At 65.7% G+C, this 18,345-nt stretch carries 15 protein-coding genes; 7 read left to right on the top strand and 8 right to left on the bottom strand.

The window, feature by feature from the left end; translation table 11 throughout:
* Positions 1 to 284: 284 nt before the first annotated feature.
* Positions 285 to 1,547 (top strand): DUF1254 domain-containing protein, encoded by a 1,263-nt coding sequence (locus K1X74_03465; GenBank protein MBX7165385.1) that lies wholly within the window; start codon positions 285 to 287, stop codon positions 1,545 to 1,547.
* Positions 1,548 to 1,869: 322 nt separating this feature from the next.
* On the top strand, positions 1,870 to 3,444 hold the full coding sequence (locus K1X74_03470; GenBank protein MBX7165386.1) for a diguanylate cyclase: 1,575 nt from the start codon (positions 1,870 to 1,872) through the stop codon (positions 3,442 to 3,444).
* A 54-nt stretch (positions 3,445 to 3,498) separates the two neighbouring features.
* Here the strand turns inward: K1X74_03470 and K1X74_03475 are convergent, their stop codons facing one another.
* A complete protein-coding gene (locus K1X74_03475) occupies positions 3,499 to 4,827 on the bottom strand; it encodes an amidohydrolase (GenBank protein MBX7165387.1) in 1,329 nt (442 codons plus the stop codon).
* Here K1X74_03475 and K1X74_03480 point away from each other — a divergent pair.
* Positions 4,826 to 5,278, top strand: coding sequence for an SRPBCC family protein (locus K1X74_03480; GenBank protein ID MBX7165388.1), 453 nt, complete (start codon positions 4,826 to 4,828; stop codon positions 5,276 to 5,278). The two genes, K1X74_03475 and K1X74_03480, sit on opposite strands and share 2 nt — an antisense overlap.
* Before the next feature lie 10 nt (positions 5,279 to 5,288).
* Here K1X74_03480 and K1X74_03485 read toward each other — a convergent pair whose 3' ends face one another.
* From K1X74_03485 to K1X74_03500, 4 genes are all read right to left on the bottom strand, one after another.
* Positions 5,289 to 5,885, bottom strand: a complete 597-nt coding sequence (locus K1X74_03485) for a class I SAM-dependent methyltransferase (GenBank protein MBX7165389.1) — start codon at positions 5,883 to 5,885, stop codon at positions 5,289 to 5,291.
* Positions 5,886 to 5,951: 66 nt separating this feature from the next.
* Entirely contained in the window at positions 5,952 to 6,608 is a 657-nt protein-coding gene (locus tag K1X74_03490) for a class I SAM-dependent methyltransferase (GenBank protein MBX7165390.1), read from the bottom strand.
* A 181-nt stretch (positions 6,609 to 6,789) separates the two neighbouring features.
* Positions 6,790 to 7,971, bottom strand: coding sequence for an acyl-CoA/acyl-ACP dehydrogenase (locus tag K1X74_03495; GenBank protein ID MBX7165391.1), 1,182 nt, complete (start codon positions 7,969 to 7,971; stop codon positions 6,790 to 6,792).
* Between the two features lie 41 nt (positions 7,972 to 8,012).
* On the bottom strand, positions 8,013 to 8,966 hold the full coding sequence (locus K1X74_03500) for a histone deacetylase (GenBank protein MBX7165392.1): 954 nt from the start codon (positions 8,964 to 8,966) through the stop codon (positions 8,013 to 8,015).
* 379 nt (positions 8,967 to 9,345) lie between these two features.
* On the opposite strand from K1X74_03500, the gene K1X74_03505 reads away from it, so the two are divergent.
* The 3 genes from K1X74_03505 (at position 9,346) to K1X74_03515 (ending at position 13,312) form a co-directional block, all read left to right on the top strand.
* Positions 9,346 to 10,149, top strand: coding sequence for a hypothetical protein (locus tag K1X74_03505; protein MBX7165393.1), 804 nt, complete (start codon positions 9,346 to 9,348; stop codon positions 10,147 to 10,149).
* Positions 10,150 to 10,231: 82 nt separating this feature from the next.
* Positions 10,232 to 12,559, top strand: a complete 2,328-nt coding sequence (locus K1X74_03510; GenBank protein MBX7165394.1) for a HEAT repeat domain-containing protein — start codon at positions 10,232 to 10,234, stop codon at positions 12,557 to 12,559.
* Between the two features lie 231 nt (positions 12,560 to 12,790).
* Positions 12,791 to 13,312, top strand: a complete 522-nt coding sequence (locus K1X74_03515) for a PEP-CTERM sorting domain-containing protein (protein ID MBX7165395.1) — start codon at positions 12,791 to 12,793, stop codon at positions 13,310 to 13,312.
* A 37-nt stretch (positions 13,313 to 13,349) separates the two neighbouring features.
* Here K1X74_03515 and K1X74_03520 read toward each other — a convergent pair whose 3' ends face one another.
* From K1X74_03520 to K1X74_03530, 3 genes are all read right to left on the bottom strand, one after another.
* The gene (locus K1X74_03520) at positions 13,350 to 14,657 is read right to left on the bottom strand and encodes a DUF1501 domain-containing protein (protein ID MBX7165396.1); all 1,308 of its coding nucleotides are present in this window, start codon (positions 14,655 to 14,657) and stop codon (positions 13,350 to 13,352) included.
* A gap of 136 nt (positions 14,658 to 14,793) precedes the next feature.
* Entirely contained in the window at positions 14,794 to 15,363 is a 570-nt protein-coding gene (locus K1X74_03525; protein MBX7165397.1) for a hypothetical protein, read from the bottom strand.
* 63 nt (positions 15,364 to 15,426) lie between these two features.
* Positions 15,427 to 15,849: a DUF4430 domain-containing protein gene (locus tag K1X74_03530; protein MBX7165398.1), complete on the bottom strand. Its 423-nt coding sequence runs from the start codon at positions 15,847 to 15,849 to the stop codon at positions 15,427 to 15,429.
* 291 nt (positions 15,850 to 16,140) lie between these two features.
* On the opposite strand from K1X74_03530, the gene K1X74_03535 reads away from it, so the two are divergent.
* Positions 16,141 to 18,288 carry an enoyl-CoA hydratase/isomerase family protein gene (locus K1X74_03535; GenBank protein ID MBX7165399.1) on the top strand — a complete coding sequence of 716 codons (2,148 nt, stop codon included), beginning with the start codon at positions 16,141 to 16,143 and terminating at the stop codon, positions 18,286 to 18,288.
* Positions 18,289 to 18,345: the final 57 nt, after the last annotated feature.

Here is an 18,345-nt window from a genome sequence, read left to right on the forward strand (position 1 = left end):
CCCCCCTTCTGGTAGTGTGTGACGGATTCTGTTCCACGGTCGTCGGCGCGCCGCGTCTGGTCCTGCCTGCTAGACTGGTGGCCACATTGAACCGACCCAAATCCTTCAGAGCTCAAAGGTCATTTGTGCACACACAGAATAGAAGTTCTCGCGATGGCATCCTGGCGGCAGCGTGGTTGCTCGGCACCTGTCTGGCGGTGCCGCACGCTCACGCGCAAATCTCGCCCGCGGAAGCCAAGCAGATTGCCATCGATGCGTACATTTACGGCTATCCCCTGGTCACGATGGAGATGACGCGACGCGTGATGACCAACGTGCGCCAGCCGGAAGGCACCCGCGCGCCCATGGGTCAGCTCGTGCGGATGCGCGAGTACCCGTCGGCGGCGTTTCGCGACGTGACCGCACCGAATGCCGACACGCTGTATACGACGGGTTGGCTGGATGTCGGCCGGGAGCCGTGGGTGCTGAGTCTACCGGACGCCCACGATCGCTATTACCTGTTTCCGCTGCTGGATGCCTGGACGAACGTGTTTCAGGTGCCGGGCAAACGAACCACGGGCACCGGCGCCCAGAAATTCGCCATCACCGGTCCCAGCTGGAAAGGCACGCTGCCTGCCGGCGTCACGCAGTACAAAGCGCCGACGAACCTGGTCTGGATCCTTGGTCGCATCTACTGCACGGGAACCGCGGCCGACTACGCGGCCGTGCACCACATGCAAGACGAGATTGCGCTGGTTCCCTTGAGTTCGTTCGGCAAGGCGTACGCGCCACCGGCCGGCGAGGTCGACGCCAAGGTCGACATGCAGACACCGGTCCGCGAGCAAGTGAACGGCTTGGACATCGCTTCCTACTTTACCTTGCTGGCGCAGCTGTTGGCGGGCAACCCGCCGGCCGAAAGCGACGCCCCCATCATCGCGAAGATGGCGCGGCTTGGAGTGGTTGCCGGCCGGCCCTTCGAGCTGTCCAAGCTTGATCGTGAAACTCAAGCCGCGCTCAAAACCGTGCCGCAGATCGGTTTTGAGCAAATCATGGCCCATTTCAAGACAGCCGGAAAGGACATCAACGGCTGGCAATTCACGATTCAGACCGGGCAGTACGGCACCGGCTATCTGCAGCGCGCCTTGATCACGGCGATCGGCCTGGGGGCCAATCGGCCCCAGGATGCGATCTATCCGACGTCGGAAGTCGACGCCAGTGGACAGCCCTACTCAGGCGCGAAGAAGTACGTCATGCATTTTCCGCCGGGGCAGTTGCCACCGGTCCGTGGCTTCTGGTCTTTGACCATGTACAACTCCGACTACTTCTTCGTCGACAATCCCTTGAATCGGTACACGCTGAGCGCCCGCAACTCGCTGCAGACCAACGCCGATGGGTCCGTCGACCTGTACATTCAACATGAGAACCCGGGGCCCGAGCGCGAAGCCAACTGGCTGCCTGCACCAAGGGACGGGTTCAAGCTCATGCTGCGGTTGTATTGGCCGCAGGAGCAATCGCCGTCGATCCTGGATGGAACGTGGCAGATTCCCGGCGTCACACCGGTGAAATAGAGAAGGGTCAGAGCGGGTTTCCCGAATTGCGGCGCCTGACAGCTCTGCGCCTGAGTGCGGTCGGCCGCACGCGACTAAATTGTTCTGACCCGGCTTTTGCGCGGTAATTGCGACGCGAACAGCAGAGGGATTTTCCCGACGCCGGCCCTCCGCTGCGGGTCGTACTCCCCATGGGGTAGTGGGGTGGTGCAGCCCGTAACGGTTAGTGCGCGTTGGGATGGCCGCGCTTGCTTGCGCACTGTGCCGTTTCGCACTTTTTGCGTCCTGGACGACGTAGGCTTGGTTTGGTTCCAGGCGGCGCCAGTCCCGGATGTCGGTGCAGATGAATCTTCCTGCCAAAAAACGCGCCCTGGTCGTCGAAGACGACCCGGCGTGCAGCCGCCTGCTGGAACGGTTGCTCGTCCGACAGGGCTACGACGTCACCACGGCGGCCGACGGTCTGGAAGCGCTCGACGTGGTGTTCGAGTTGCAGCCCTCGCTGATTCTGACCGACTGGGTCATGCCGCGGATGGACGGGCTCGAGCTGATTCGCGCCTTGCGCGCCGCGGAGCTGGGCTGGTATCCCTACGTGATCCTGGTGACGGCGCAACCCGACCCCGTCGCCGGGCTCGAGGTCGGCGCCGACGATTTCCTCGGCAAACCCATCGAGGTCCGGCAGCTCGTACCGCGCATTCAGGCCGCCGAGCGGATCATCCAGCTCCAAGAATCGCTGCGCGAAAAGAACGAACGGCTCAACGTCGCCAACGAGCGCTTGTCCAAGCTGGTCGTGGCCGATCCGCTGACGGGCCTGTTGAATCGGCGAGCGTTTTTCGAGCAAGCCACGCGCGAGTGGCAGCGTTCGCAGCGCTATGATCTGCCATTGTCGTGCCTGATGCTCGACATCGACCATTTCAAGCGGATCAACGACACCTACGGCCACCCCACCGGCGACCTGGTGATCAAGGCGCTGGCCGACGCGCTACGCGATCGGTTCCGCGAATCGGACCTGTTGTGCCGTTATGGCGGCGAAGAATTCTGCGTGCTGCTGGCGAACACCGACGCCGAGGGCGCCGCGCAGCTGGCCGAGCGCGTCCGCGATCTCGTAGCGCAGCTTCGACTGCCGGGGGGCAACGACCAATTCTGTTTCACGATCAGTTGTGGGTTGTCGGCCCGAACGCTGGAAGTGCTGAACGAAGAGACGTTGATCGACTTCGCGGATCAGGCCCTGCTGATCGCCAAACGCAGCGGACGGAACCGGGTTATCCGCCACGACGACCTCGCACACTCGTCGAGCCTGGTGGCCTCCGCGGCTGCCGACGCGCCGGAGGACGACGGCCGCGACGACGGTGCGACGATTCCTTACCTGGTCGTCAACACGCTGCTCACGGCGCTCAAACACCGCGACGAACCGACGGCCGTGCATTCGCGGCGCGTGGCCCAATGGTGCCGCGACTTTGCCCGATACATGGGGCTCGAGCCCAAGCAGCGAATCCGGTTGGAAATCGCCGCGCTGCTGCACGACATCGGTCGGCTGGCGATTCCCGATCAGATTCTCAACAAGACCGGCGCCCTGACCGACGAAGAATTCGCCATCGCCCAGCGGCACCGGCAGGTGACCGTGGACATCCTGAATAGCTGCTTTTCGAACAAGAAGCTGGTCGACACCGTGCGACTTTCCGATCGGTGGTACGATGGCACGCACGGTGATCCGGCCGGCCAGCTAATTCCCCTGGGGGCCCGCGTGCTGGCGATCGCCAGCCTGTTCGACGACGTGCACTTCGGCCGCGGCTGGTGGCGTCCCCACACCGTCGAAGAAGCGGTCGACGTGTTGGACCGTGCCGCCGGCACGCAGCTCGATCCAGAGCTGGTACGGCAATTCGGGCACATGCTGTTCGCGCAATCGCCCATGTCGTGCTAGCCGCGCCGGGGCGAATGCCGCCCTTGGCCTTGTGCCGCCCGGCTGCGCGATGTGCTACGGCTTCGCTGGTGCGGCCTGCCAGCGTTCGTACCGCTCGCGCACCCCCGGGATCAAGCGCAGCGCGTTCTCCAGGTACACCTGGCGCAAGACTTCATCGGGCAGGTCGAGACCGTAAATATTCCAGAAGCCCTGGACGGGAAACGGTTCGTCGCCGTAGGCAAAGAATTCGTCGCGCGTCTCGAGCAGTTCCCAGTGCGGCAGCAAGCGACCGCGCGTACGCGGGCCGTCAGTCCCGAACAGAATGCGGTCGGAGTATTTCAGGAAGAAGTCGCGCGCGGTGTATGGCTGGCGCCCCAGCTCGGCGATGCGGGCGGCCAGGTCGACATAAAGATTGGGATACGCGTCGAGCCAGCGGCCAACGGTTCGCAAGTCCTCGGCATTGCTGGCAACGTGGGCACCGATGAATTTCGTCTGCGGGTGGCGCGCGACAATGCGCAACAAGGCCTCGAGCAGTTCCAGGCGCGGCGGCCATTGCGGGCCGTGAAAGCTCCACTCCGGGTGACGTTTCAGTTCCTCCCAGCGCTCGTTCTGTTCGTCGATCGGCTCCCAAAACGCGGCCGGATCGGCCGTGTGGATGAGCACCGGCAAATCGAGCCGGCCACAAGCCTCCCAAATCGGGTCCCAGCGCGGGTCGTCGATCTTGATCAGCGACCCGTCGGGATTCTTCCAGGCCAGCCCGAACGTCTTGTGAAACTTCAGGCCACTGGCTCCTTGTGCTTTCGCGTCGGCCAACAGCTCTGCGGCCCGGCGGCCAAACTCCGGGCGATGACAGTCCCAGGTCTCCGGCTCCGAGTTCTTGCCCGCACCGATGAAGTCGAGCGTGGAAAAGATGACGAACCGGTCGGGATACTTCGTCCAGAGAAACTTGCGATGCTCGGCCAGCGATTCGCCGGTACCGCCGTCGAGGCTGACAGAGAGCGCAATGTTTTGTTCGTCCATCAGCCGCACGTACTCGTCCAGGCCCTGCGGCGAGCTGTGCATTTTCAGCCGCGGGTGAAAATGAACGTCGACCGCTGGGAAGCGGGCTCGCTGCGGTGGGTGATTGTCGAGCCGCAGCATGGACCGGGGGCGAAAGTTCTCCAAGGCCAGCGGATGCCCCTCGCGGCCGTCGAGCGGCGCGTCCGTGGCCGGCCGCGGCGGTTCAGCGCCGTGCACAGCGGCGGCGAGCAATAGCGGCAGCACAATCGTCGCCGCCCGTGGAGCATGCATCATCTGCATCAAGTTTCCCAGCGCAGCTGGCTTTCTCTCGGAGGAACCCCGTGGCGGCATTATAATCGTGCGTGGAGTTCTCCTTGCTTCTTGGCATTTTTTCCCTTTGCACATGGCCGCCTCACTGCAGCTTTCCGGCGAAGAATTGTTTCGCGCACCGCCCGAGCGGCTGTTCGCCGTGATGACCGACATGGACCTGCTGGCGGCCAATATCCCCGACCTGGCTTCGTCCGAGCGCGTCGGCGAGCGGCAACTCAAGTGCACGGTGCGGCCCGGTTTCGGCTTCTTGCGCGGTACGCTCAAGCTCGACATCGGGCTCGAGTCGCTCGACCCGCCGCGGGGCGCCGTGATGCGCATCGCCGGGCGTGGTATCGGCACCGAGATCGACGTGGCGAGCACCCTGGCCATCGCCCCGCACGACGGCGGCTCACGGCTCGCCTGGTCGGCCGACGTGACCCGGCTCAAGGGTCTGATCGCGACGGTGAGCCCCACCCTGATCCAAGCCGCCGCGGGTCAAGTCTTGAAAAACGGCTGGCAGCAGATCCGCCGTCAGCTGGGGGAATAAAGCGCATCGGTCAGCGCTTGGCAATCAGGCACGACCAGCCCAGGAAGCTTGCCGGAACCCCGGGGGCTTCGTCGAAGCGGAACTCGTGCAGATCGAGGATTTCGAACGCCAGGCCAAGCTCCTCGCGAAGCTGTTCTTCGCTGACCACCGGCGGCCCCGGCATGTGTGGCTCGCGCGCGTGGCCGGCCAGGATCAAGCCCCGTGCGCCGGGAGCCAACTGCCGCGCCACGGCAGGCGCATATTGCCGCGCGGCGCTGCGACGAACGGCATGGTAACAGCCGCGATCGAAAAAGAAGTCAGCCGGGCCGCCGAGGTCTGGTAATTGGAGCACGTCGGCGGCCAGGAAACGCACGTGCACCCCCGCGGTTGCTGCGCGCTGTTGCGCTTGCTCAATCGCCAGCGGCGCCACATCGATGCCGGTGACGTCGAAGCCCTGTTGGGCCAGCCAGACGCTGTTGGTGCCCGTCCCGCAACCGATTTCGAGTGCGCGACACGGCCGCAGGGCGTATGCGCTCAAGACATGTTGCAGCTCGGTGGAAGGCCGGCCGGTGTCCCAGGGCAGATTGCCTTCGCGGTAGCTGTCGTTCCAGTCGGCGTGATCTTTCATGACTAGGCTTTGGCGAGCGGAGGTCCGGGTTGGCACACGAACGCGACGACCTGAGGCAATCTTCGACTAGGGCTGCGATTGCCCGGCCGAGATCGGCTTGCGGAAGTTGGCCGTGTAACGCCACCAGTTGCCCTCGCAGCTCTCGGGCTCGAAGCCGGCTTCCCGCGCCAACGAGTCTACTTTGGCGCGCGACTGGTAGTGAGGGTCGCCCTTGATTTCGGTGATCGACAGCCGCCCGCCCGGCCGCAGGGCATCAAAACAGTTCTGCAGCGCTCGGGCTCGATCGGGGATTTCGCCCAGCACGGTGCACAGAAACACCAGATCGGCGCTGGCGTGCGGGAGCACGGCGCGGGTGGCGTCCGCATGGATCAATTCGACGTTGCCGGGGTCGTTCTGGCTGAGTTTTCGGCGGAGCTTGTCGAGCATCCCTTGCTGAAGCTCGATGCCGATGGCTCTTCCACCTGGCAACACGCGGCGCGCCGCCGGCAGCAAGAGCCGGCCCGGACCGGGGCCAATTTCGACGACAGTCGTGCCCGGCCTCAACTGCATGCGCTGCAAGGTGATCTCGGTGCCTGCGACGACGTCGACGATGCGTCCATCCACGGCCCACGACAGCGCCGTGGGGCACGGCAACGACCAGCGACGGCTGGCCCAGCGCCAAAACAACGATTGCGCCACGTAAAGCGCTACCAGCACACCGATGACAACTAGCGCGGATTGCATCGCCGCAGATCCTTCACGTCGCGTAGTCTCCAGGCCTGATCTTATTCGCACCTGCCGCAAGAAAATTGAGACGTTCCACAGGGCGGGCACCTATGAACGCCGGTCCACAGGCCAGCTTCAGATTGCGGTCTCGTGAAACGGCGACGAACGCAATTGCACGAGGCGCCAGAGCGCCGCCGCGTCACTGAAACGCCTGATACTCTTTGCCCAACAGCGCCGCGGCGATCTTCAGCTTGAGGATTTCGTCGGTGCCTTCATAGATGCGGCACACGCGCACGTCTTGCAGATGACGGCCCACGCGATACAACTCGGACCAGCCGCGACCCCCGTAGACCTGCACGGCACGATCCGCGGCATCCCAGGCGGCGTTGGTGGCCACGAATTTGGCCTCGGTCACCAGGAAGTCGGCCTCGGCGACGAGTTTGGCATCGCCCGGGGCCGCATCGCTTGCAGCCTTGGCCTGGGCGGCGCGCTCGATTACGGCGTCGCTCGTGGCCCGATGGATTTCGATCATTGCCAGGTGTTCCTGGACCAATTGGTGCTTGGCGATTGGCTTGCCGTGCTGGTGCCGCTCTTTGCTGTAATTCAAGACCTCGGCCAGGCAGTCTTCGATCACTCCCAGGCACCCGGCGGCCACACTCAAGCGGCCCGAGATCAGCGTGCCCATGGCGATGCGAAAACCGTTGCCTTCTTCGCCGAGCAGGTTCTCGGCGGGCACCGGGTGATTGGTCATCTGAAACATACCCGTGTTGGCCGAGTACATACCCATTTTCGAGGTCAGGTCTTCGCGCTCGAACGTTTCGCCGGCCGTCTCGACGATAAAGGCGCTCATCCGCCGCGCGTCGCCCGCTTGATCCTCGGGATAGCCGAACACCACGACGACGTCGGCAATGCCGCCGTTGGAGATCAGATACTTCACGCCGTTGAGCAGAAAGCGGTTGCCCTCACGGCGGTAGGTAGTGGTCATCTCCAGTGGATTTGAGCCGGCATCGGGCTCGGTCAAGCCGAACGCGGCGATGATCTCGCCGCGCGCGGCGCGGGGCAGATAACGCTGCCGCTGGGCTTCGTTGCCGTAGCGATAGATCGGGTATTGTCCGATCGACACGTGGCCCGAGAAAAAGGTCCGCACGCCGGTACCCTCGCGGCCGATGCGTGCCAGGGCGCGGGCGTAGGTCACCGCATCGGCGCCACGGCCGCCGTATTCGCGTGGAAAGGGCATCGACAGAATGTCGTATTTTTTGCCCAGTTCGATCGTCTGCTCGTTGAAACGGTGCTCGAGATAGCACAACTCCTCGTGCGGCCGCAGTTCGCGGCAATAGGCATCGACGTCGTTCAACAGTGCCTGCGAGGCGTCGGTTTTCATGGCAGCGGTCCGCAAGCTCGGTGCGAAGGTAAGGCCAGTTTTCAAGCGGCAGGCGTGGCGGGATCGCGGTCCAGCAGGGTCGCCAGATGCGCCTCGACGCAGGCGGCCAGGATACCAGGGTTGTAGCCCCCTTCGAGCACACTGACCACCCGGCCCCCGCTGAAGGCCTCGGCCACGTCGAGCACGATTTCGGTCAGCTGGGCGAAATCCTCGACTTCGAGCCCGAGTGATCCCACGGGATCATCGCGGTGCGCATCGAACCCGGCGCTGATCAGAATCAGCTCGGGCGGGTGTCGCGACGCGAACTGTTCGAGCTCAGCGCGGACACGGTCGAGATACAGGCTTCGCGCGATGCCCATCGGGCACGGCAGGTTGCGCGTGAGGCCCAGGCCTGGCCCGGAGCCGGTTTCCTCGGCGCGGCCGGTGCCCGGGTAAAATGGCCAACGATGCGCCGAGAAGAACGCGACCTGCGGATCGTGCCAAAAGGTGTCCTGCGTGCCGTTGCCGTGATGCACGTCCCAATCGACGATCATGACGCGCGACAGGCGCCCTTCGTCGAGCGCAGCCCGCGCGCCGATCGCCACATTGTTGTAGAGGCAGAAGCCCATCACTTCTCCGGCCAGGGCGTGATGTCCCGGCGGGCGCACCAGGCACAGCGCCTGACGTTGCGGGCCGGCCAACACACGGCGCACCGCCTCGCACACCGCGCCCGCGGCATACTCGGCCACCTCGGCCGAAGCCGGGCAGACGACCGTGTCGGCCTCGACGCGTCCGCCGCCGCGCAGGCAATAGTCGCGCAACCAAGGCAGGTAGCCGGGTTGATGCACGCGGGTCAATTCCACATCGGTGGCGGGCTGCCATTGTGGGATTTCGCAGCGGGCCGCGAGTCCTACTCGCTCCAGGTGCCGATGGACCTGGATCAGCCTCTGTGGCCGCTCCGGGTGGGCGCCGGTCTCATGGTCGAGAAAGCGTTTCGAGGTGAACAACAGCGTCACGAGCTTGCAGGGCCTCTCGGGTGCGCGATTCCGAAGTCTATAGAAGATAAAGGTTTGTGTCGGTCTGGTCGGCCGCCTGTCCGGCCCGGCCCGGGCTCAGCAAATCTTGACAGCCGGCGGCGGACGATGGTACCGTGCGCTGCCGCATGCCGACCTGAACATCTTATCACGTTTGCACTTACATGTCTTAGATGGCACGTCTTGGTTGGCCTTGCCATGGTTGGGTTCGTGCGGGCTGGCGACGCACGCCACGAGCGAGCGCACCCCGGTGCCCGACGGCATGAGTGGCCAGACCGCATTATGCTAGGTTAGTGCCCCGATGTTGGCTGCGTGTTTCCACATGCGCACGTGGGGAACCGGAACAAACGAGATGGTGCGAATGGGCGCGTTTGATCAAGTGCGTCGAGCGGCCGGACCGCTGGTCCTGGCTCTGATGCTCTCCGGCATCGGAACCGTGTCGGTGGGCGCGGAAGAGGCCGCCGGATTCCGGCAGTTGAAGATCGAGGTCCCTGCCGGCGCCAACGCGACGGTCAGCGCGGCACAGCGCACCGGCGCGGTCGACAATCCCGAGAATTTCGACAAGTTCTACCAAGCGCGGATCGCCGAATTCTCCAAGCTCGAGCGCCTGGCCGATGCCGGGAAGCTGCGCGAGATGCTGAAGCGCGATCTGCGCAACTACGGCAACAAGGGCAACACGCAGGCGCATGACGCGCTCAACAAATTGCTGCTCACGTCGCTGCAGCGGCTCGCGGGCGATCCGGCGTTCCACCCCGCGTCGCGCGTCAATTGGACGCTGATTCTCGGCGATTTGAATGCGCAGGAGCCGCCCTTGGCAGGCACCGGCGCGCCGACGCCCTTGGGCGACGCTGCCGGAGCACTCGTCAAATTGGTCAGCGATCCCAAGCAACACGACGCTGTTCGGGCCGCCGCTTTGGTGGGCTTGCTACGGCACGCACAAAGTCACAAGGCCGCGCCCTTTTTGCAAGACGCGCAACGCCAAGCGGTCGTTGCCGCCATGCAGGCGCTGGCCGGAGCGGAGACACCGGCAGATCGGCCCGCGGAGGTCCATCAATGGCTGCAGCGGCAGTCCAAGATGATCCTGGCGGCGCTGGGGGTCGAAGTAGCGGCCCGCGCCACGCCGGCCGCTGCCGATCGCGCCGTCGCTGCGGAACCGCCGGGCTGACGCCAGCAACATCAGGGCTGCATGATTCGCGCTGATGACCCACGAATCGTGGGCCAAGACGCGCCTAAGGATGCTTACGACCATGGATCGGTCGCTCCGGCAACCTCGAGAATGGTTCGCGCTGTGCCTTGCGCTGGTGCTCGGCGGCGCCTCGGGCTGCGGCCTGGCACCCTGGGCGCGGCGCGACGACGCAAATCGACTGGCCACCGAGCACGCGACGGCATCCGACGGTGAACAAACCGTGGCCGGCCAGGCCAACGCGGCCTTGCCCGTGGCCAGCAATTCGCCGGATGCCAAGCCGCAGGACGACGATTTGCCGAGCGAGCTGAGCCGCGATGGCTGGACGCGACGCCCGGACCAGGATCATGCGCGCGGCGTGAATTTGCGCTGGCAGAACCTGGCGGTTGAAAAGCTCTTGGCCTCGCCGCCGCCGGTCGAGGTCCTGCTGGCGGCCCTGGCCAGTGACGACCGGCTCGTGCGGACCAATGCCGCGATCGCGCTGGCGCGCCTCGATCGGGCTGATGGCGCCGAAGTGCTCCAGGGCACGATCGGCGACCCAGGAGCATCGCTGCAACTGCGCTGCGCCGCGGCCGAGGCCCTGGCAACTGTACCGGCCACGGCCCACCCGCAACGCGCGCTGGCCGCGCTGCTGGTCGAGCAGGAAAACTCGCTGGCGCGCCGCGCGGCGAGTTATCACGGCGAGCTGCACGCCGAATTGCTCGCGGCGCAGGGACGGTTCGTCGCTCCGAGCGAGGAGCCGCGATTTCGCGAGGCGTTGCACGCGGAGGCGCCGGAAGTGCGCGCCGCGGCGCTCGAGGTGTGGCAAACCGCAAATGCGCCGCCGCCGGCTGAGGTTGGCGAGCTGTGCAACGATCGCGATCCCACCGTTCGCGCCGCGGCCGTGCGCGTCGTCGGCGCGCGCGACGTGGCGCATGCAGACACGCTCGTCGCGCAGGCGCTCTACGACGGCAACTTGCACGTGCGGCTCGCCGCGGTCGAGGCACTGGGACATCTCGATGACGATCCTTCGAAGACCAAACTGAAATCGTATCTCGACGACGAAGGCGAATTGATGCGCGCGGCGGCGATCGAGGCGCTGGCACAGCGCGGCGAACGGGCCCTGGTCGTTGGCCAGGCCGACGATCGCGCGTGGCGCGTGCGGCAGACGGTCGCCCAAAGCCTGGCCCGGTGGCCCGACGACGACGGTCGGAGGGTGGCCGAAAAGCTGGCCGCGGATATCAGCCCCGAGGTGGTGGAGAGCCTGGTTGCGGCAGTGCACGGCTGGCCGGACGAATTGGCGGCGCCAGTGTTGCTCGTGGCGTTGGAGGTGCACAGCGAACAGGCGCGCGCAGCCGCGGCCGGCGCACTTGCCGCTCGTTGGCCGGCGGCAAAGTCGTTTTCGCCCACCGCGCCCGAAGTCCTGCGCCAAGAGCAATTAGCTGCTTTGCGGCAACAGCTCGCCCAAGGGCGGGGCGATCTGCGGCAGTCAATGGCAGCCACGGAGGCCGCGGCAGGTGCGCTGACCGAACCCGTCGCCGCAGCCGACGTCGTTGTCGCCGAACGGGCTTGCCAAACTTTGTCCGCCGGCCCATTGTCCGCGGAGTCGCGAGCCGGGGCCCGCGAAGAGTTGTTGGCGCTCGACGACCGCTTGCCCGGCGCGATTGCCGCGGCCGCCGAGCGCGGCGTCGAAGTGCCGGAGGTCGTCTACGTCGAGATTCTTCCCGAGGTCGATCAATCGTTCGCGGCCTTGGCGGCATTGGGCAGCCGCGCGGTGCGCGATCGGCGCGCTGCTGCCGAAGCTTTGCGCGGGCAGGTCACCCGTGGCGGCGCGCTGTCGCCCCTGGCACGCACACGTTTGGCTCGGCTCATGGCACACGAGACCGACGTGCTGGTCTGGCGCGGGGTGCTGCTGGCGCTGGCCGGCGATGCCAGCACCGAGGCGCAATGGATGGCGCAACTCGCCCTGGGCCATGCGAGCGCCGAGATCCGGCGCCGCGCCTGCGAACATCTGGCCGAGTATCCCGCGGCCGGCCAGGAAGACCTGGTTGCCGATTTGCTGGCCGACAGCGACCCGGCCGTGGTCCGTGCCGCATTGGCGGCCATCGCAGCATCCGGGCGACTTCCCCGGCATCGCGAACCGCTCGATCGCCTGCTGCGTGGTTCCGATCACCTGTTGCAGGTCGACGTGGCGCGGGCCTTGATTGCCGCCGGCGACGCCGCGGGGCGCAGCGCACTGGTGCGCTTGGCCCAAGACGCCGACGAGGCCGTGCGGCGCGAGGCCGTGCTGGCGATGGGCACCGCGGCCGACGCGGAGTTTGCGGCCGTGCTGAACGAGCGGCTGAAAGACACGCCGGCGGTGCGCAAGGCGGCACAGGCGAGCCTGGCGCAGCTCAAAAAAGCGACTCCCTAAACGCGTCGTGCGGCGACGGCTGGCGCTGCTAGCGATCGCCTTCCAGCGGGGGTCGCGTACCTGTTTCGTGCAGGTTGCGGCGATTGTGCCGATTGTATGGATTTTGCCGGTTACGCAACCGATAGATGCTGGAAGACCGCCCCCGGCTTGCGCGTGTGCCGCGCCGCGGATGCGCGATCTGTGGGATCCCCCAATCAGGCGCACGGACCGTGCGCCGAACAGGAGTGACGAATGAACTCGCTGCGTAGCACGCTGCTGGTGGCGCTTCTGCTCTTGGGCACGAGCCGGCTTCAGGCTCAGACCGAAATCATCAACTCGATCACGCTCAACCCGAGCCAGTCACAGGGCTACGTGTTCCCAAATCTGCTGCCGCCGCACCAGGACTACAAGGAGTTCGAGTTCCTCGGTACGGCGACCACTGTCCCCGGCGCGTTTGCGATTCTGCAGATCGACTTCGACTATTTGGACCCGCAGGGCACCAACATCGTCGTTCCGGCGCCGATCCCGCAGTTCATCGTGATTGGCGGCCAGGTGAATACGATCAACACGGGCATCTTCACGTTGCCCTTTTGCCCGGCCATCGTGAGCTTGCACCTGACCAACGTCGCCAACGCGGCCAGCGTGCCGCTGACCGTGCAGGGAACTTTCCGCCACGACTGTATCGCGGTGCCCGAGCCGAGCAGTTTCGCGCTAGCCATCGCGGGGGTGCTGGGCCTGGGCCTGTTCCGCAAGCGCTTCGGCCGGCGGTCGTAGTGCTGCGAACTACCGGGGCGGATACCGGCAGTGACGGTCAGGCAGTGAGCTCCGGAATCGGCCGGCCATCGGTGACGATCGGTACAGGTCGCCCGGAGAAGTTGGGAATCGCGACGTTCGCGTAGTCGATGCCCAGGTGGCGGTAGATCGTCGCCAGGAAATCCTGCACGCCGACACGGCGCTCGACGACTTCTTCGCCGCGGCGGTCGGTGGCACCGATCACCTGGCCCGTGGTCAGGCCGCCGCCGGCGAACAGCATGCTGTTGGCCGCCGGCCAGTGGTCGCGGCCCGGCTGAACGACTCCCTGGGCCGCGCTGGCCACGCCGGCGCCGCTGCTGGCGACGTATGAGATTCGGGGCGTACGGCCAAATTCGCCCGTCACGACGACCAGCACTCGCCGGTCGAGGCCGCGCTCGTACAGGTCTTCGATCAACGCGGTGACGGCCCGGTCGAACGCCGGCGCTCGAAAGGCCAACGCATCGAACACGTGATGGTTCACCGCGTGATCGTCCCAGTTCGCGACGCGGCCGCATAACGGCCCGTCGAACGTGGTGGTGATCAACTCGACGCCCGCTTCGACCAGCCGCCGAGCCATCAGGCACTGTTGCCCCCAGGCATTGAGCCCGTAGCGCTCGCGCGTCCGTTGATCTTCGCGTTGGAGGTCGAAGGCCGCTTGGGCCGCAGGACTGGTGAGCAGGTTCAGGGCTTGCGCCTCGAACGCATCGAGTGCTTGCATCGAGCCGACCTGGTCGACCGTGCGACGCAGACGATCGAGCGCGCGGCGCAAGTCGGCGCGCTCACGCAACTGGGCCGCGGCCTCGGGCGCATCGAGCCCGATGTTGGGGACGCGAAAGTCGGGCGCGCTCGGATCGCCGGTCACGCGAAACGGTTCATACCGTGTGCCGAGATAAGCACTGCCGGCGATCACAAAGCCGTCGTAGCTCGAAATCCCGTTGACGCCGACAAAGTTGGGCAATTCGCGCCGCGGGTCGAAGCGGAGATAGTTCGCCACGGTCATCAAGTCGGGGAATTCGGGCTTCGGCTTGTCGGCCGGGGCCGGGTCGCCGGTGAGCAACTGCAGAGAGCCGGCCGGGTGTCCGCCGCCGGTGTGGGCCATCGAGCGGAGGATCGTGAACCGATCTGCGATTGCCGCATGTCGCGGCAGCAACTCGCCCAATCGCAGCCCCGGCACGCGCGTTTCGATCGTGCCAAAAGGCCCACGGAATTCGCTGGGGGCGTCGGGCTTGGGGTCGTAGGTCTCCAGGTGGCTCGCGCCGCCGCGCAGCCAGACGAGGATCACCGCGGTGCGCGGTTGCGGCATAGCGCCGGCCGCGGTTGCGGCCATGTCGGCCTGTGCACGGAGCCGCAAGAGTCCCGGCAGCGTCAACGCGCCGAATCCGCGCAAGCCGAGGCGCAGAAACTCGCGGCGCTTGAGCGCGTCTCCCCGAAGCGAGGCTCGGCCAGCAGCCGCGGCCACGCGCTTAACCCTTGCGCACGCGCGCCAGCGCCGGGCGGCCGGGCAGCCACTGCGGCAACGTCCGGCTGCTCAGGGCCAACGCCGCGAAGAACGCAGCGGTCCAGGCCAGGTCGCCAGCCAAGGTGTATTTGAAGAACGGCAGTGCGGCGACGAAGCATTCGACCAGGCCGGCCAGGTCCTGCTCGTACCAGGGGCTGAACGCCCAAACGGCGAAGTTCGTCACGGCGAAGAAAGCCAGGCTCGAGGCGACCGTGCACCCCAGCAAACGGCCGATGCCCGGACGATTGCGAAGCATCCGCCCCATGGTGACCGGCAGCAACAGCGTGGCGTACACGCAGAGCATCACCTGCCATTCGTAGCCGCCGATCAGCAGGTCGCTGCCAGCCATCGCCGCCAGCGGCAGTGCAATCGCGACCGGAGTGCTGCGGAACAGGACACCCGCCAGCAGCGCCGCGCCGGCCATCGGGGCGAAGTTCGGAGGAGCGGGCAGCCAGCCCTCATGCGCACCCACGCGGGCCACGATGCACAACACGACGATGATCGCAAACATTGCCGCTTGAGACGCCTTCCGCATCGAACCGTTCTCCCGAAGTTCCGCGTGCCAACAAAACGAACTGACGACGAGCGCGAGAGCGCTTTATTTCTTCGGCGGCAACCCGCCGAACCGCCAGGCGATCCGATCTCCGGGCCGGACCTGGAGGATACCACAACTCCGATCGGCAGTCTTCTCGTTTACCGAAAACACCCAGTTTCGGCCGTCGGCTCCGCCACCTTGGTTTTTCAAATCGTCGATCTGACTGACGAAGGCGATTTCGCCCTGCCCGCGGCTGACGAATTGGATGCCGTGCGACACCTTCTGAGCGGCCTGCAGCGCGTCGAGCACGGTCATGCCGTCGCGCCAGGCGAGCGCGGTGAAGTGCTTCTCGACGCCGTCGCCATAGTCGATCACCAGCCGGATATGGTTCGCCCCGGCGGGAGAACCGTCGGTCGGCTCGGTAGCCGTGATTGCGACCCCCCCGCACGTGACCAATCCGACGAGCAGCGCAGCGAGGTTTTTCATCGAAAAGACTCCTTTCCTGGCGAGGTTTTCCGGGTCGAAAACCCGGTGGCGGCGAAGCCCCCGATTATTGCTGGTTTCTATGGTCAGTATAGACAGAATTAGGCAGCCTCGGCCCTCCGAGGCATGGTAAAAACGATGGACTCCGAGGGGTTCGCAGGGCTATTCGGGAGGAGCCCGCGTCCCGCTGATGTTTCGCAGGGGCGGCCGGCCGCGAGAATTGCCTGGCCGATGACAGGCTCGGATTTTTTGGACCGCACTCCCACCACCCCCGCCGCGCAAAGGCAGCCTAGCATGGCCGAAGCCCGTACCATCACCCTCACAATGCCCGAGCCCGATATCGCGGTGCTCACGTTCGACGCGCCGGGCAAAGGCGCCAACGTCTTTTCGCAGCACGTGCTGCTCGAGCTGCAAGAACACCTCGACGCCCTGGAGAAGAAACCCGGGCTGGCGGGATTGATCATCCGTTCGGGCAAGCCGGGCGCATTCATCGCCGGTGCCGATATTACGGAGTTCGCCGCGGCCGAAAACATCGATCGGCAGATGATCGTCGAGATGTGTACGCGCGGCCGGAAGCTGTTCCAGCGCCTCTCGCAGGTGCCGTTTGTCACCGTGGCCGCGATCGACGGCGTGTGCCTGGGCGGCGGCTGCGAAATGTCGTGCTGGTGCGATCGCCGGATCTTGACCACCGACAAGAAGGCCCAAATGGGCTTCCCGGAAATCAAGATCGGCATCATCCCGGGCTGGGGCGGTACGGCCCGTACGCCGCGCATGCTCGGGTTGGCCAACGCGATCGAGATGTGCTCGAGCGGTGAGCCGATCGACGCCAAGAAGGCCACGAGCTTTGGCCTGGCGAACGACGTGGTGCCGGGCGACCGGTTGCTGCAAGCCGCGATCAACATGGTCCGCGCCGAGCAGGCGACGGGGGATTACCTCCGCGATCGAAAGGCCTGGAGCCAGCCGGTGACGGGCCTCGACGACACCGAGTTGATGTTCTTGAGCGCCACGGCGGGGGCCTTCATCCAGCAGCAGACTAAGGGGCAATATCCGGCACCGATCAAGGCGCTGGAAACAATTATCAACTCGGCGCGGGTCGACATCGAAGGCGCGTGCAACAACGAAGCCAACGCGATGGCCGACCTGTTCGGCACGCCGATCAACCGCTCGCTGATCAACGTCTTCTTCTTGATGGATCGCAACAAGAAGGACACGGGCGTCGATCGCGCGGACGTCAAAGCCGGCGAGATCAAGACGGTGGGCGTCGTGGGCGCGGGCATCATGGGCGCCGGCATCGCGGCCGCGAGCATGCGGCGCGGGATGCCCGTCACGCTGACCGACGCCATCGCCCCGGCCCTGCAAAAGGGCGTGCAAACCGTGCTCAACGAGGTGGCCTTCGACAAGTCGAAGCGCGGCCCGGACGGCGGCAAGGCGATCGAAAACGCCGCGCTGCTCAACGCCACGACGACGGACGCCGAATTTGCCGGCTGCAACCTGGTGATCGAGGCCGTCGTCGAGAACCCGGACGTCAAGAAGCAACTCTATGCCCGGCTCGAGCCGCAATTGGCCGCCACGGCGATCCTGGCGAGCAACACCTCGACGATTCCGATCACCCGGCTGGCCGAAGGGCTGAAACGGCCCGAACGCTTCTGCGGGATCCACTTTTTCAACCCGGTGCGGCAGATGCCGCTGGTCGAGGTGATCCGCGGGGCCAAGACGAGCGACGAGACCGTCGCCACGGCCGTGGCCTATGCCAAGGCCATCGGCAAGTCGCCGATCGTCGTCAACGACGGGCCAGGCTTCCTGGTGAACCGCCTGTTGCTGCCCTACATGAACGAGGCCCTGGAACTGCTGCTCGACGGCGCTTCGATCGACCAGGTCGACAAGGCCGCCAAGAAGTTCGGCATGCCGATGGGACCGATTCAGTTGTACGACGTCGTCGGGCTCGATACGGCGCTGTACGCCGGCGCCGTGATGCAGCAGGCCTTCCCGACGCGGTGCGCCGCCTCGCCGCTGTTGCCCGCGATGGTCGAACGGAAGCGACTGGGCCAGAAGACCGGGATGGGGTTCTTCTCCTACGTCGGACAAAAAGGCGGCAAGGGTGTGCCCGACCCGGCAGTGCAAGAATTGATCGGCCCGCTGGTGCGGAAGCAGGAAAAATTCACCGACGAGCAGATTCAGCACCGACTGTTCTTGCCGATGGTGCTCGAGGCCACGCGGATTCTCGAAGAGAAGATTGTCCGCGATCCGCGCGACGTGGACCTGGGCCTGATCTTCGGCACCGGTTTCCCGCCGTATAAGGGCGGGCTGCTGTTCTGGGCCGACTCGATCGGCCTCGGCAAGATCGTCGAATGGCTCAAGCCGCTCGAGGCCCTCGGCGAACGGGCACAGCCGACGCCGATGCTGGCCGACCTGGCCCGCGCCGGGCGCAAGTTTTACAGCTAAGGGCCCGGCAACCACTGCCCGGCATTTTCCCTCGCCTCGAACACAACGACCTCCGTC

The organism is Pirellulales bacterium (genome assembly GCA_019694435.1).
Classification (GTDB): Bacteria; Planctomycetota; Planctomycetia; order Pirellulales; family JAEUIK01; genus JAIBBZ01.